The sequence below is a fragment of the Pseudorhizobium banfieldiae genome (genome assembly GCF_000967425.1).
Taxonomy (GTDB): domain Bacteria; phylum Pseudomonadota; class Alphaproteobacteria; order Rhizobiales; family Rhizobiaceae; genus Neorhizobium; species Neorhizobium banfieldiae.
The window spans coordinates 795,657-809,712 of the sequence record NZ_FO082820.1 but is presented as its reverse complement, the minus strand read 5'-3'; the positions used below and the strand labels follow the sequence as shown (position 1 = coordinate 809,712).

At 62.8% G+C, this 14,056-nt stretch carries 20 protein-coding genes; 4 read left to right on the top strand and 16 right to left on the bottom strand.

Annotated features, from left to right (window positions below; translation table 11 throughout):
* Positions 1-3: 3 nt before the first annotated feature.
* Positions 4-333: a hypothetical protein gene (locus NT26_RS03830; protein WP_052637459.1), complete on the bottom strand. Its 330-nt coding sequence runs from the start codon at positions 331-333 to the stop codon at positions 4-6.
* A 263-nt stretch (positions 334-596) separates the two neighbouring features.
* Between NT26_RS03830 and NT26_RS03825 the strand changes: the two genes are divergently transcribed.
* Positions 597-1,421, top strand: coding sequence for an aldo/keto reductase (locus NT26_RS03825; protein WP_052637457.1), 825 nt, complete (start codon positions 597-599; stop codon positions 1,419-1,421).
* A gap of 60 nt (positions 1,422-1,481) precedes the next feature.
* Here the strand turns inward: NT26_RS03825 and NT26_RS03820 are convergent, their stop codons facing one another.
* The gene (locus NT26_RS03820; RefSeq protein WP_052637455.1) at positions 1,482-1,871 is read right to left on the bottom strand and encodes a DUF2780 domain-containing protein; all 390 of its coding nucleotides are present in this window, start codon (positions 1,869-1,871) and stop codon (positions 1,482-1,484) included.
* Positions 1,872-1,977: 106 nt separating this feature from the next.
* The gene (locus NT26_RS03815; RefSeq protein ID WP_052637452.1) at positions 1,978-2,958 is read right to left on the bottom strand and encodes a YihY/virulence factor BrkB family protein; all 981 of its coding nucleotides are present in this window, start codon (positions 2,956-2,958) and stop codon (positions 1,978-1,980) included.
* A 116-nt stretch (positions 2,959-3,074) separates the two neighbouring features.
* Here NT26_RS03815 and NT26_RS03810 point away from each other — a divergent pair, with 116 nt between their 5' ends.
* Positions 3,075-4,619, top strand: coding sequence for a helicase HerA-like C-terminal domain-containing protein (locus NT26_RS03810; RefSeq protein WP_052637450.1), 1,545 nt, complete (start codon positions 3,075-3,077; stop codon positions 4,617-4,619).
* 30 nt (positions 4,620-4,649) lie between these two features.
* On the opposite strand, the gene NT26_RS03805 is transcribed toward NT26_RS03810, so the two are convergent.
* The 8 genes from NT26_RS03805 to NT26_RS03770 all read right to left on the bottom strand — a co-directional run bounded on the left by NT26_RS03805 (position 4,650) and on the right by NT26_RS03770 (position 9,409).
* Positions 4,650-4,952, bottom strand: a complete 303-nt coding sequence (locus tag NT26_RS03805; RefSeq protein WP_052637448.1) for an alkylphosphonate utilization protein — start codon at positions 4,950-4,952, stop codon at positions 4,650-4,652.
* 80 nt (positions 4,953-5,032) lie between these two features.
* Positions 5,033-5,830, bottom strand: coding sequence for a potassium channel family protein (locus tag NT26_RS03800; protein ID WP_052641836.1), 798 nt, complete (start codon positions 5,828-5,830; stop codon positions 5,033-5,035).
* Positions 5,831-5,883: 53 nt separating this feature from the next.
* Entirely contained in the window at positions 5,884-6,408 is a 525-nt protein-coding gene (locus NT26_RS03795) for a sigma-70 family RNA polymerase sigma factor (RefSeq protein WP_052637446.1), read from the bottom strand.
* Positions 6,409-6,484: 76 nt separating this feature from the next.
* Positions 6,485-6,724, bottom strand: coding sequence for a hypothetical protein (locus NT26_RS03790; protein ID WP_052637444.1), 240 nt, complete (start codon positions 6,722-6,724; stop codon positions 6,485-6,487).
* A gap of 100 nt (positions 6,725-6,824) precedes the next feature.
* Positions 6,825-7,154: a hypothetical protein gene (locus tag NT26_RS03785; RefSeq protein WP_142588696.1), complete on the bottom strand. Its 330-nt coding sequence runs from the start codon at positions 7,152-7,154 to the stop codon at positions 6,825-6,827.
* A 145-nt stretch (positions 7,155-7,299) separates the two neighbouring features.
* Positions 7,300-8,112, bottom strand: coding sequence for a VOC family protein (locus NT26_RS03780; protein WP_052637440.1), 813 nt, complete (start codon positions 8,110-8,112; stop codon positions 7,300-7,302).
* Positions 8,113-8,155: 43 nt separating this feature from the next.
* Positions 8,156-8,617, bottom strand: a complete 462-nt coding sequence (locus NT26_RS03775; protein ID WP_052641833.1) for a DUF1579 domain-containing protein — start codon at positions 8,615-8,617, stop codon at positions 8,156-8,158.
* 45 nt (positions 8,618-8,662) lie between these two features.
* Positions 8,663-9,409 carry a DUF899 domain-containing protein gene (locus tag NT26_RS03770; protein WP_152338567.1) on the bottom strand — a complete coding sequence of 249 codons (747 nt, stop codon included), beginning with the start codon at positions 9,407-9,409 and terminating at the stop codon, positions 8,663-8,665.
* Positions 9,410-9,460: 51 nt separating this feature from the next.
* Between NT26_RS03770 and NT26_RS03765 the strand changes: the two genes are divergently transcribed.
* The gene (locus NT26_RS03765) at positions 9,461-9,904 is read left to right on the top strand and encodes a MarR family winged helix-turn-helix transcriptional regulator (protein WP_052637434.1); all 444 of its coding nucleotides are present in this window, start codon (positions 9,461-9,463) and stop codon (positions 9,902-9,904) included.
* On the opposite strand, the gene NT26_RS03760 is transcribed toward NT26_RS03765, so the two are convergent.
* The 3 genes from NT26_RS03760 to NT26_RS03750 form a co-directional block, all read right to left on the bottom strand.
* Positions 9,897-10,658 (bottom strand): RES family NAD+ phosphorylase, encoded by a 762-nt coding sequence (locus NT26_RS03760; RefSeq protein WP_052637433.1) that lies wholly within the window; start codon positions 10,656-10,658, stop codon positions 9,897-9,899. The two genes, NT26_RS03765 and NT26_RS03760, sit on opposite strands and share 8 nt — an antisense overlap.
* On the bottom strand, positions 10,618-11,004 hold the full coding sequence (locus NT26_RS03755; RefSeq protein WP_052637432.1) for an MbcA/ParS/Xre antitoxin family protein: 387 nt from the start codon (positions 11,002-11,004) through the stop codon (positions 10,618-10,620). Before NT26_RS03755 ends, NT26_RS03760 begins: the two co-directional genes overlap by 41 nt.
* 88 nt (positions 11,005-11,092) lie before the next feature.
* Entirely contained in the window at positions 11,093-11,515 is a 423-nt protein-coding gene (locus NT26_RS03750) for an organic hydroperoxide resistance protein (protein ID WP_052637431.1), read from the bottom strand.
* Positions 11,516-11,656: 141 nt separating this feature from the next.
* On the opposite strand from NT26_RS03750, the gene NT26_RS03745 reads away from it, so the two are divergent.
* Complete coding sequence (locus tag NT26_RS03745) at positions 11,657-12,118, top strand: MarR family winged helix-turn-helix transcriptional regulator (protein WP_052637430.1); 462 nt, start codon at positions 11,657-11,659, stop codon at positions 12,116-12,118.
* A 14-nt stretch (positions 12,119-12,132) separates the two neighbouring features.
* Here NT26_RS03745 and NT26_RS03740 read toward each other — a convergent pair whose 3' ends face one another.
* Together NT26_RS03740 and NT26_RS03735 are read right to left on the bottom strand one after the other, a co-directional pair.
* Positions 12,133-12,852 (bottom strand): L,D-transpeptidase, encoded by a 720-nt coding sequence (locus NT26_RS03740; protein WP_425287722.1) that lies wholly within the window; start codon positions 12,850-12,852, stop codon positions 12,133-12,135.
* Between the two features lie 151 nt (positions 12,853-13,003).
* Positions 13,004-13,834, bottom strand: coding sequence for a L,D-transpeptidase (locus NT26_RS03735; protein WP_052637428.1), 831 nt, complete (start codon positions 13,832-13,834; stop codon positions 13,004-13,006).
* Between the last annotated feature and the right edge of the window lie 222 nt (positions 13,835-14,056).

Genomic DNA, 14,056 nt, shown 5'->3' with positions numbered 1-14,056 from the left:
GGTTCAGAACTCGCTTTCGGTCAAGGTGCGAAAGTCGTTGTGGACCGCCCACATCACCTTCACTTCGTTGAGAAGGATTGCGGTCGGGCGAATGCCGCCGCCGGCCAGATTCTTGTACTTGCGGCCATAGGCTTCAAGGAAGGACGAGGCGGCCTGAAGCATGGCGTCTCCCCGCGCGGCCTGCCGGCGCAGTTCCGCATTCTCCCGTTCGAGCGCCTCGCATCGCTCCCGCAGGGCGTCGGTCTCGGCGGTCGCATCGGCAGCTGGAGGAGCATTGGAAGAATGGGCTTGCGCGCGCAGGCTTCCAACCAGTTGAAATGGCGTTTCCGTCATGGGCTTTTCTCCGACGGATCCGATGCCACTGGCATCCCCTGCAAACTGCAGGCGCCGTCCCTATCAATATTCGAAATGGGCAGGCGGGTCGCCCTGCCGGCAATGATTTGAATCGGTTTATATACCCCTTCCTGCTGTCGGAAAATCTCCAAATGTCCCTCCCCTCGAAGGGACGGCTGCAGTTGAAGCGATCCGCCTGCGGCCCATGTAGAAGGAGCCGCATTTCCGCCCGGGTCCGACGGGCGCACCAAAGGAGTACTTCCATGCATTCAGTGAGCGCAAACGGCGCCAACATCCCCGCCCTCGGCTTCGGGACCTTCCGCATGCCGGAGGAGGACGTGCACCGGATCCTGCCGGAAGCCTTGAGGATCGGTTTCCGCCATGTCGACACCGCGCAGATCTACAAGAACGAGGCGGCCGTCGGCGATGTGCTCCATTCTTCCGGCATTCCGCGCGCCGACATCTTCCTGACAACGAAGGTCTGGGTCGACCGCGTGGGGCACGACGCCTTCATTACCTCCGTGGACGAAAGCCTCGCGAAGCTGAAGACGGACTATGTGAACCTTCTCCTCCTCCACTGGCCGCAAAGCGAGATGCCGCTCACCGACCGGATCGGCGCACTGAACGAGCTGCGCCGGGCCGGCAAAGTCAGGAATATCGGTATTTCGAACTTCTCGACTGCGCTGATGGCCGAGGCGATCCGGCTCTCGGACGCGCCCATCGTCACCAACCAGATCGAGTACCACCCCTATCTCGACCAGACCAAGGTGATTGGCGAGGCTCGAAAGACGGGGATGTCGATCACTGCCTATTACCTAATGGCCGACAGCAAGGTGCCGCATGACCCGGCGCTGCGCGACATCGGCGCCCGGCACGGCAAGACGGCGGCCCAGGTGGCTCTGCGCTGGGCCGTACAGCAGAAGGACGTGATTGCCCTGTCGAAGACCGCGACGGAGAGCCGGCTCAGGGAGAATTTCGACATCTTCGACTTCGCCCTCGGCGACGGCGAGATGGCAGAGATCCACAAGCTCGCCCGCCCCGACGGCCGTATCGTCAACCCGGGCCATCTGGCGCCGGAATGGGATTGAGCCAAGAGAAAAGCCGCCGGGGGTGCCGGCGGCTTTTCTACGTTTGAAAGCAGTATCGGATCAGACGAACTGGCTGAGGCCCGGGACGGAGGCAACCACGGTATCGACCGTCTCGTCGCCCGCGTGTTCACGGGCGACCTTGATGGTTTCCTTGGCAAGCGAGGTGATCTCGCCCATGCCGAGGCCGAGGCCCATGAGCTGCTGGCCGAGCGCCATCACTCCGCCGCCGAAGCTCGCCATCAGGCCGCCGAGCAGGCCACCGCCGCCCTGCCCCTCGCCGTTGAACTTGGCGACCAGTTCCGGGGCACCGGGAATGGCTTCGATCATCCGAGCGACCGCGCCGTCGTCGGCTTCGCGCTGCAGAAAGCCGAGCATCATGCCGACGGCCTTCTCGGCCGTGTCCGGAGTGATGCCGACATTGTCGGCCACGCGCGTGACGAGTTCGTTCATCAGTCTTTCTCCTCGAGTGTTTGACGTTGACGTCAAGGTAATACGGAACCTCGCTCGGCGTCCAGAGCCAATTGCGCAGATCCCGGCGCCGATCAGCCGATCTCGATCAGGAAGAGGCTTTGCCAACGTGGTCAGCCATATAGGCGCCTCTCTTGCCCATCGGCTGTTCAGGCCCGGTCGTGGAATCCTGCGCCGTCTGATGCTCGAGCTCGGCATTCAGTTCCGCACCGATGATCAGGATAATCACTGATACCCATGTCCATACCATGAAGCCGATCAGGGCGCCCAGAGTGCCGTAGGTGGCGTTGTAGTCGGCAAAGTTGGACAGATAGAAGGACACGGCGACGGCAGCGAGAAGCCAGGACACGGTCGCAAAGATGACGCCCCAGCTGAGCCAGCGAAGCCGAGCATCTTCGCGACTTGGCCCGTAGCGGTAGAGCAAGGTGATTCCGGCCATGATAATGAGAAGCAGGACCGGCCAGCGGAGCGTGTTGATCAGCGTCTCGGCCCAACTGCCGAGGGACAGGAAGGAAAGAACCGCCGGCACGACACCCACCGCGACAATCAGCACAACAACCAGGATGAGTGTCCCGAGCGTAAACAGAAGCGAGATCCCGGTGAGCTTCAGGAAGCTGCGCTTCTCCTCCTCCTCATAGGCAACATTCATCGCCTGAAATAGCGCCTTCATCCCATTGTTGGTGCTCCACAGGGCAATGCCGAGACCCGCGATCAAGCCCAGGCTCAGGGAGGAGCTGTCCTGAGACGCGAGCGAACGCAACTGTTCCAGGAAGATGTTCAGCGCATCCGCCGGCATGACGGCGCCCAGGAACTGGATCCGTTCGGCTATCTGGCTGGGGCTGGCAAAGAAGCCGTAGAGCGAGACCAGTGCCGCCATGGCCGGGAACAGCGCCAGCAGGAGGTAGTAGGTCACACCCGCCGCCACCAGCATGACGCGATCCTCGTTGATGGCTGCATAGAGGCGCCAGAAGACATCCTTCATGCCCTTGGCCGGTATCTGTTGGGGCGTTTCGGCCTCGCGGCCTCGTCCCGGCTCACGCCTCTCCGCCTCCATCACGTCCTCCTGCATCTAGTCGCTCCCTATACATCAAGGCTGGCCGAAGCCAGCCGGCGCGACCGTTGCCGGGCACTTCGGCTGCCTCTATAACCCTTTGAGCCGTAACGCTGCGAGGGAGCGCCAGTTGCATGATCGAAGAGGGAAAACTGTTTCTCGGCGGCAGCCGGAATCCCGATGACTCCTTCAACAACCCTGAATATCTGGAGCTGAAGTTCGGCAACCGGCACGGCCTGATCACCGGGGCGACGGGAACGGGCAAAACGGTGACGCTGCAGATCCTCGCCGAGAGTTTCTCCAATGCCGGCGTCCCGGTATTCTGCTCCGACATCAAGGGAGACCTTTCCGGCATTGCCGCAGCCGGCGAGGAGAAGGACTTCCTCCTGAAGCGCGCCGAGCAGATCCAGTTCTCCGACTACGAATTCGCCGCCTCGCCGGTGATCTTTCTCGACCTCTATGGGGAGAAGGGGCATCGCGTGCGCAGCACGGTCGCGGAAATGGGGCCGCTCCTTCTGGCTCGCCTGATGAACGCCACCGAGGCGCAGGAGGGCGTGCTGAACATCGCCTTCAAGATCGCCGACGAAGGCGGGATGGCACTGCTCGATCTCAAGGACCTGCAGGCGCTCCTCAACTACATGGGTGAGCACGCCGGGGAGATCTCCACCCGCTACGGCTTCGTCTCCAAGGCCTCGGTGGGCTCGCTGCAGCGGGCTCTCCTGGTGCTCGAGCAACAGGGCGCGGAATACTTCTTCGGAGAGCCTGCACTCGACATTCGCGACCTGATGCGCACGACGCAGGACGGGCGCGGCATGATCAGCGTGCTCGCCGCCGACAAGCTGATGAACAATCCGCGGCTCTACGCGACCTTCCTGCTGTGGCTGCTCTCTGAACTTTTCGAGGAACTGCCGGAAATCGGCGATCCGGACAAGCCGAGGCTCGTCTTCTTCTTCGACGAGGCGCACCTGCTCTTTGACGAAGCCCCCAAGGTTCTGATCGAGCGGGTCGAGCAGGTGGTACGGCTGATCCGCTCCAAGGGCGTCGGGGTCTATTTCGTGACGCAGAACCCGCTCGACGTGCCGGAGGCGGTGCTGGCGCAGCTCGGCAACCGGGTACAGCATGCGCTGCGCGCCTATACGCCGCGCGAGCAGAAGGCCGTGAAGACAGCGGCCGATACCTTCCGCACCAATCCGGCCTTCGACACGCAGGAGGCGATCACCGCACTGGGCACCGGCGAGGCGCTCGTCTCGACGCTGGAGGGTAAGGGCGCTCCGTCCATGGTCGAGCGCACGCTGATCCGGCCGCCCTCGTCGCGGATCGGGCCGCTGACCGACGCCGAGCGGCGGGACATCATCAACCGGAGCCCGATCGCCGGCCAGTACGACCGCGATATCGATCGGGAGTCGGCTTACGAGATCCTGATGGAGCGCGCGGAAAAGGCTGCAAAAGCAGAGGCTGCGCAGCGGGAAGAGGAGGAGCGTGAGACGGAAAGTGCGGCCGGCCGCTGGAGCCTGCCCGGTTTCGGCGACGAGCCGGCGGGGAAACCCGCGGGCAAACGCACTTCCACCCGTCAACGCGAAACGGTCGTCGAGGCGGCGATGAAGAGCGCGGCCCGTTCCGTCGCAAGTTCGCTCGGCCGCGCAATCGTGCGTGGCATCCTCGGCAGCCTGAAACGCTAGCCACGCCGAGCCGCACGGCCGGGCGGGCAATCACCGCTTGCGGACGAATTCCGTGCGCAGCACGAGGCCCTTGATGGCGTCGTGGCGGCAGTCGATCTCTTCCGGATTATCGGTGAGACGGATCGAGCGGATAACGGTTCCCTGCTTCAGGGTCTGCCCCGCGCCCTTGACCTTCAGGTCCTTGATGAGGGTGACGGAATCTCCATCCTTCAGCACATTGCCGGAGGCGTCGCGCACGTCTGCAGCCTGCGCGGCCGCCGCGGCCATTTCGGACGCGGGGCGCCACTCGCCGGTCGCTTCGTCATAAACATATTCGTCATCCGCATCGGCCATGACCATTCTCCTTTGATTGAACCGCTTCTAGGCGGTTGCCCAAGCGGGAGCAAACAGAGTCTGAATGGCCAAGGCGCCTGTCAGTCGCCGTCGTCGGGAATCTTCAGCATTTCCCCACAGGCCTTGCAGTGAACGGCGTCCTGCTCGTGTCGCTGCAGCCCGCATTGGGGACAGGGGTAATGGACCTTGTTCGGACGCACCACCGCCTGAGCCAGTCGCACGAAGAGGGAGATCCCGACGATCATGGTCACCACCGAGGTGAGCTTTCCGGCGGTTCCTGGAAGGGTGATATCGCCGTAGCCGGTGGTCGTAATGGAGGCGACCGTGAAGTAGAGAGCGTCGACGAAACCCTGCTCGCCCGGCCGATTGTAGAAGAAGCTCGTGTAGACGAAGCCGGTCACGATGAACAGGAAAACCAGGAGGTTGATCAGCGCCCGAACGACATCGAGCAGGTGTGCGTATCCGGCGCGCCGGAGACCATGCTGCAGCAGCGGGCTACTCCCGATCGCCCAGAGACGCATGGCTCTGAGGAAGGCGAAGTTGAACAATACGTCGGGAAAAAGCAGCGTCGCGAGGATGATGATGTCGATCCAGGTCATGAACCGGCGGAAGAAGATGCGCCAGGTCGGTGCAACAAGCGCCCTCGCGATCAGCTCCAAGCTGATCCAGACTGCGATGATGTAGTCGATGATGAGGTAGGTCGGCCCGGCGCGGAGGTACGGGCCGAAGAGGAAGAAGGCGAGGATCGCGATATCGACGACGGCGAAGGCCGCCTGGAGGCGCAGAGCGGTCCTGTCCTGCCCGCGCTCCACCCTGACGAGAAATTGCCGCAGGTTCTGCAGATAGATGGGCCGGCTGGCCGAGGAAGAGGCTGTCATACGCGCGACCATAGCAGCCGGAATAATTCCATCAAGTTTGGCGGAGAACGTCGCTACTGGATATCGACCGTCCCGCGGATGCCATCCTCCCCAAGGGTCTTGAGGATGGCGAGGCGGGCGCGGTTGACGCGGCTCTTGATCGTGCCGACGGGGCAGTTGCAGAGCGCCGATGCGGATTCATAGCTTTCTCCACGCATCAACACGATCTCGAAAGCGTCACGATAGTGCTCCGGAAGTCCGGCGAGCGCACGATCGAATTCCTGGATCCTCACGGCCCATTCCTGCGGGGCATTGATCGACCGCTGCAACGAGGCGCAGTCCTCCGTACCGACGAATTCCCGCTTGCCGCGGCCGTAGCGCGTGCAAAACGTATTGCGCATGATCGTGAAGGCCCAGGATTTCAGGCTGGTGCCCGGCTGGAACTTGTCCAGATTGGCGAGCGCCCGCAGCACCGTTTCCTGCACCAGATCGTCGACATCATGGGAGTTGCTGTAGAAGCGCCTCGCGAAACTCCTCAACATGGGGATCAATTCAACGATTTCTGTCTGCGGGTGGCTTTCACCTGCTGCTTCCTGCATCGACTGACTCCTCGTTACCAGGGTCAATCCCCGCACAGCGCTTTGGTTCCCCGACAGTGATGATGTGAAAAGGTGATCAGAAGACGGGGCCGCCCACCAGCGCCTGGCGGTCCACCATCAGCCCAGCGAGTTGCAGGAGCTTGTCGTGTTCGGTGAGCCCAGTCCTGTAGAGCCGCAGCACGATCCTGGCCACCGCTTCGGGATCCCGCGCGGCGCCTTCGCCATTTTCGACCTGCAGCACGTTGCGCACCGTCTCGTGAAGCAGCTTGAGGTCGTCGGAGGCAAGGATCCCGGGATAGAAGTACCGGTCCGGCATGGGCATTCTCCGCAAGGCGAGAGGGGCGGCCGCCGATGGCCGGCGCCGAAAGCCTGTCAGGCAACCATAAAAGCCGAGAAATGCGGCGCAATTACAAATGTTACTGCATTGTACTCGCCTCGGAGCCGAGCAGGCTCCGGACGATCGCATTCATGGCCTCCGAATTGGCGGAAAGGGAGTAGCCTCCTCCTGGGGCCGCACGGCCGCTGCCGGCGAAGATGGCCGGTACCGCAAAGGCATCCAGCACCTCAACCACCTGCAGGAGAGTGGGTGCATCGTACTCCACATCGATGATAGCGCCATCGAACGATGCCTCGACGAGCTTGGTCGCAAAATCCCTGGAATTATAGGGGCCCTCAAGATCGATCTCGGCGCGGCTCCACGCCTGGCGGACGGCCGGAGAAAGATATGGTGGCGGTCCAATCACCATCAGCCTGATCCTGCGCATCCATCGCCTTTCGTCCGGGAGCTGCATCCTATCACGAGCGTCCAACCGACGCCTGTAGCAGCAGTTCCATGAACCCAGCTTTAACAGCGATGGAGAAAGCCGGGGCGAACTCGCCCCGGCTTTCTAGTCATTTCTGCATGGATGCGAGGCAGAAGAAGGCACCCTGCGGGTCGGTGCACTGGGCGATCCAGCTGCCGCCGGGAACCTCCATCGGCCCGTTCAGCACCTGGCCGCCGCCGGCACGGACCCGCCCGATGGCGGCTTCGACGCTTTCGACGTTGAAGTAGTAGACCCAACACGGCATGGGGATCTCCTCCGGACGCTTCATCATCCCGCCGGTCTGCTTGCCGTGTTCGGCGAAGAGCCGGTAGGCCCCCATCTCTCCCATGTCGAAGTCGCTGTCCTTCGTCCAACCGAAGATGCGGCTATAGAACTCGAAGGCCTCTTCCAGGTCGGCGGCATAGAGTTCGTGCCAGCCGACGGTGCCCGGCGCACCCTCCGGCGGGGGCGGCGGCATGTCATCCATCGGCAGCGGCGTCATGATGTTGAGGACGGCGCCATGCGGATCGGCGACCACGGCGAAGCGGCCCACCTGCGGGATATCCTCCGGCTGCCGATGCACGGTGCCGCCGTTCTCCGCGAACTCCCGTGCCGTCCGGTCGACGTCATCGACGGCAACGTAGCCGCTCCAGTTCGGCGGCATGCTACCGGCCATCTCGGTGGGAATTTTCATCATGCCACCGATACCGGGGCATTTGTCGCCCTCGCCGATCTGAAAGAGGTAGTAGGCGTCGCCCTCCCCCATCGGCATGGCGTTGAGCGACCAGCCGAGGACGGACGAATAGAAGCGGCCGGCCGCCTCCGTATCCGACGTCATCAGCTCGCACCAGATGAACTTGCCGTGGGTTTCGCTTCTGGTTTCCGATGCAGTCTGCAGCATTTCAATCTCCTCCTGCCCGGCTTGCGACGGGCGATTTGGGCGCCTAGGACACGCGCCGGTAATTGACTTCCATGAACTGCTTCCATCTTCCGTCCGCTTGCTTCGCACTGGAGTTGAAGATGCGATGATCATCGTCATTGATGATGATCTGCTCGCGATATTCCCCGGTCCTGCCGGGATTTTCGAAGTCAGGTCCGGTGGTGTAAAGGCTGAGGGTATTGCCGTCGGCAGACACCTCGCCGTCGTACACCCACATGTGGGTCATCATGGACCCGATCCAGCTGCCGACATACCTGCCCTTGGCGGGATCGTAGCCAAGCGTCAGCACTGTGGTGGCATCGCCACCGCCCGGCATCTGGCCATTGCCTTCCGCGACGAACCAGATGCCATGCAGCGACCGGACCACCTCGACCCATGTGCCGGCATCGGGCATGTCCCTGACCTCCCAGGTGCCGACGAGCCTCCGCAGGAAGCCGTGCTCTGCCTGCGGCTTCGCCATCTCCATTTCCATGGCCATTCCTCCTGTCCGTGGTACCGATATTGCGCCCGCTTAGTGGCAGCAGGATGAAGCTTCAGGCGCCTGCTCGTATTCGTCATGACGCTTGACGAAGTTCATCGTGGTTTCCTCGTTTCGGCCGAACGGCGCCCGGTCTAGGATCATCAGCGTGCCGATCAGCTCTTCGCCGCCGCGGGCATAGGTCGAATAGGTGTGGAAGATCTCGCCCTTCTCGTTCTTGTAGAAGGCGGATAGGCCCGGGAGTTCGTCATGGGCCTGTTCGCGCGGGATTTCGGTGAAGTTGTAGCGGACGCTGCCGCTCGCCAGTTCCTCCGGCGTAAACGAGACGTGGAAGTCGAAGTTGAAGTCGGAGCCATAGGACGAGACCCAGGGGAACTTCCAGCCCATGCGCTTCCTGTAGGCCTCGATCTTTTCGATCGGCGCACGGGAGACGGCGACATAGGTCACGTCGTGGTTGTTGAGATGGACAAGCGCGCCGTCCACATGATCGGAGTGGAAGGAGCAGCCCGTGCAGCCGGCATCCCAGTCCGGACCCAGCATGAAATGATAGACGATCAGCTGGCTGCGGCCATCGAAGAGGTCGGCAAGCCGCTTCTCCCCGTCGGGGGCGTTGAAGACATAGTTCTTGTCCATCCTGACCCAGGGAAGCGCCCGGCGCTCGGCCCGCACCTTGTCGCGCAGGCGCGTTTCCTCCTTCTCCAGCTGAAGGAGCCTGCGGCGAGCTTCCAGCCACTCCTCCCGGGACACGATTGCATTCTCCGGCGACGTGATCGCGTTCATGCTCATCCTCCTCTGGCTTGACATTTACGTTGATATCAACATATATGATCCATGTCAAACGCCATGCCGATTCCCTTCTCCACGACCATCCACGTCCGCGACACATGCCTGTGCCTGCACGTACAGCGCGCGGCCCGAGCGCTTGCCCGCCGCTTCGACAATGCCCTGAAGCCGCTCGGCCTCAACAACGGGCAGTTCTCGCTGATGATGGCGCTGAACCGGCCGCAGCCTGCACCCATGGGGCCGGTGGCCGAAGTCCTGGCCATGGACAGGACGACACTGACGGCGGCCGTTAAGGTACTGGAGCGACGCGGGCTGGTGGAGACCCTTCCCCATCCCGACGACCGGCGCAGCCGGCTGATGCGGCTGACGTCGGAGGGTACCGCGCTGCTGTCGCAGGCGCTGCCGATCTGGGAGCGGGTGCATGGCGAGCTCGACGGAGAGCTGGGGTCCTCGATGGCGCCGCTGCGCCAGACGCTCGCGGCGATCAGGTAAGGCGTGCGGCAATCCGCGGATCGGCGGCGAAGTCTGCCATGGAGAAACCGATGCGCAGGAGGGGGAAGTCGCGAATGGCCTGGAAACCGGTCATCGACAGCCGCATGCGCCATGTCTGCCGCTCCACCGGCTCCCGCGCCGCAAATGCCCCGGCGGACAGAAGTGCGAGATTGACCCCGCCTGCCGGGTCGCGAACGGATCGGTAAAGGATGGCATCAAGGCCCGCCTCGCGTGCCGCATCGGACAGCGCCTGGCAGGCTGCGTAATCGGTGCGGTGCTCCCACGCATGGTTGTCCCTGTCGAGCGGCGGCATGGTCAGGTCGATGCCAGCTTCCGTCGCGACAGATGCCGCGAAGGCGGTATATTCGGCGGCATTGGCAGGAAGCGGCGTCTCCGGCGATTCGGCAAAGAACAGCATCCGGTAAAAGGCCATTTCGGCGATCGCCGTCTCGACCCGCGCTGCTGCATAGAAGACGCCGAGCGTCCGGCCGGCACGGCGGAAACGCGATCCGTGCGGATAGCACGCACCATAACGGAAGGGCGTCGCGAGCAGATAATCGAGGCCCTTGCATTCGGGCGGAAACGCCGGCTTCGTCTCTTCCAGCAGGTTTTCCAGCAGGGCCTGCTCGTCTACCGTCTCCACGAGCTTCATCGTCGAGACGCGGTGCTGGGCCTCGACCAGCCGCCAGAATTCCCCGGCGACCGGTCGCGCCTCAGACGAGAGCGCGGCGGGCGTCCAGATAGGCAAGAACATCGGTGAGGCCGGTAATGGTGGAGATCCTGTCCGCCGGTATCCCACCAAGTGCGGTGTTCGTGTTGCGCAGCCACTTGCGGGCTACCCCTTCGTCACCGCCCGTAATGGCATCGAGCGAACGGAACAGGCGGATCAGCAAGAGCGCCAGCTCGAACGGCTTGGTTCCCTTCTCCAGGAGATGATCGAGCCGCTTCATGCGAGAGACGGAGGCTTCAGACACGCCCAGAACGGAGGCGAGGCTGCGAGCGTTCAGCCCAAGCCGCTCGGCTGCGACTACAGTGGCCTTGGTGACCACCTGCGCCTCCGAGATGTCAACCCGACCAACCTGTTTCTCCAGAAAATCCATGTCGAAATCCTTTCAGGAGAAAGATACTCGCACGGGGCTGGATGGTCAAGGGAGCGGCCCACTAGTCGTCCGCCCCCTCCTCCGTGGGTCAGGCCACCGAAACGGGCACCTCGGTGGAGGTACGCATGGCGTGGCTATAGGGGCAGACGATGTTCGCCTTGGCGACCAGATCCTCGGCCTGCGCCTTGTCTATGCCGGGAATGTCCACACTGATGGAGACCTCGATGCCGAAGCCGGTGCCGTCATCGCGGGGACCGATACCGACGGAGACGGTGACCTTGGCGTCGTCCGGGATCTTCACCTTCTCCTTGCCAGCGACATTCTTCAATGCGCCGAGGAAGCAGGCGGAATAGCCGGCGGCGAAAAGCTGCTCGGGGTTGGTGCCGGTGGCGCCGTCGCCGCCCAGCTCCTTGGGGACGGTCAGGGTGACATCGAGGACGCCATTTTCGGATACGGCGCGCCCGGACCGGCCGCCGGTGGCAGAGGCTTTGGTCGTGTAGAGAATTGCCATCGTCTTCACTCCTTCAGGTTTCGAGACAATATCCGTAACAGGCAATTAAATTGTACGCAATATAATTTTGCACGTTGATAATCGCTAGGACTGGGGGGATAATCGTGAGATAGGCCAGAGATACGGAAAATCAGGCACGCGATGACGAAAAAGAAAGAGAGCAGAGGCGAGGCGCCGGCCAGGCTGGAGACGCAGCTGTGCTTTGCGATCTACGGGGCGGCCCATGCACTGACGCGCACCTATAAGCCGCTGCTGGAGCCGCTCGGCCTCACCTATCCGCAATATCTGGTCATGCTGGTGCTGTGGGAGGAGGACGACCAGTCGGTGCGGGCGATCGGCGATCGGCTGGGGCTGGATTCGGGAACGCTATCACCGCTCCTCAAACGGCTGGAACAGGGCGGCCTCGTGAGCCGCAAGCGCGACAGCCAGGATGAACGGCTCGTGCGTATTTCCTTAACCCGGAAAGGACAGGACCTGGCTTCACAGGCAATCGACGTCACCCGCGCCATTGCGGTGGCGACACAATGCACCCTGGAGGAGATGGAGGGATTGCGGGACAGGCTACGCGCCCTGACAGGCAACCTGCAGGAGCAGCCTGCCTAGTCGCGCTTTCGCTGTTACTGCCAGACGACGATGCGGGCCTTCTGCGGCACGCGCTCGTATAGATCGATGACGTCCTGGTTGATCAGCCGGACACAGCCCGAGGAGACCGCACGCCCGATCGAGTTCCATTCCGGCGAACCGTGCAGGCGGTAGAGCGTATCCTGACCATTCTTGAAGATGTAGAGCGCGCGGGCGCCGAGCGGATTGTCCAGGCCCGGCGGCTGGCCGCCATTCTCTGCAGAGTATTTTGCAAGCTGTGGCTGGCGCGCGATCATTTCCGCCGGCGGGGTCCATTTCGGCCACTTCTGGCGCCACTGGATGACGCCCTCGCCTTCCCAGGCAAAGCCTTCGCGGCCGATGCCGACCCCGTAGCGCATGGCGCTGCCGTCACGTTCGACGAGGTAGAGGAAGCGCGACGCCGTGTCGACGACCACCGTGCCCGGGCGTTCGCCGGTCGGATCGAGGACACGCTGGCGATAGTAGCGCGGATTGATGTTCCAGTAGGGAACGGCCGGAATGACATAACCGCCGTCGACGACGGTGCCATACATGGCATCCAGTTCGGGCGAACGACCCGCAGGTGAGACCGGCGGCGGCGAGAAGGCGGCAGGCGTTGCGGAAATGATGCGTGCACCGGACGACCCGGAGCCGCTCGAGGCGCATCCGGCAAGTGTCGAGGCCGCGCCCGCCGCAAGAAGCGACAGGACGCCCCGGCGGGAATAGGAAATGTTCATGCTCATGTTCGGAAAACCGCCCGACTTGTTCTTCTGACTAGGCCCGATCAACGGCAACCTGAATGCAAAGGTTCCATGATGGGCCTGTGCTATCACGCGAACGTTTACGCTTCCCTACGGGAGGCCAACCAGCCGGTCCAGAACGGGATGATCAGATCACGACGATCGGCGCCGAGGCGGGTACGCGATCGTAAAGGTCGATAACGTCCTGGTTCAGCATGCGCACGCAGCCGGAGGACGTGGCCCTGCCGACCGACTGCCAGTCGGGCGTGCCGTGGACGCGGTAGAGCGTGTCCTTGCCATCCTTGAAGATATAGAGGGCGCGGGCGCCCAGCGGATTGTTGAGGCCCGGATTGGCACCGCCTTCGGCAGCGGCAAACTGGCGCAATTCCGGCTGGCGGGCGACCATATCGGCCGGCGGCGTCCAGCGCGGCCATTTGGCCTTCCACTGGATGGTGCCGCGGCCCGACCAGGCGAAGCCCTCCTTGCCGAGCCCGACGCCATAGCGGATCGCCTTGCCGCCAGGCTGCACGAGATAGAGATAGTGCTGCTTCGTATCGACGACGATCGTGCCGGGCGCCTCGGCGGTCTGGTAGGAGACTTCCTGGCGCAGGAAACGCGGATCGATTCGTGAATAGGGGATGGCCGGCAGCGTCCTGCCCTCATCGTTGAACGCACCGTACATGGTTCGATGCACCGGGTTGGAGACCGGCATTCCGTAGGTCGGCCGGTAGGTCTGGTGAAAATAGGTTGGATAGAGCTGGCGCTTCTGCGGAATGCCGCCCGGCATCGGTGGCGGCTGGTTCGTCGGTGGATCCGCATAGGGCGGAACGTGGAAGACGGGCGCGGTTTCCTGGACGAAGACGTCCGGGTTCATGCGGCTCGTATCGGTGACCAGGATGCAGCCGCTCAGGCTTGTGGCCGCAGCAAACATGCCGACGGCGGACAGCATAGGGCGCAGAGACTGGGGCAGGAGCGGCATGACGACTCGATTCCGGCTGATGGGACCGGAGCAACCATGTCCTCCGCGGCTGGTGCGAAGCTGGCGGCGGACGTGCTTTCGTCAACCCGGCCAAGATGGGGCGGGACCGGCAGCTGGAGCGGCACATAGGAAATTATCTATATATCAGTTTTAACTAATTTTCATCCATCACATCTATGGGTGCCCTTGTTTGAATTTCGTAACGCATGGCTCGTTAAAGCT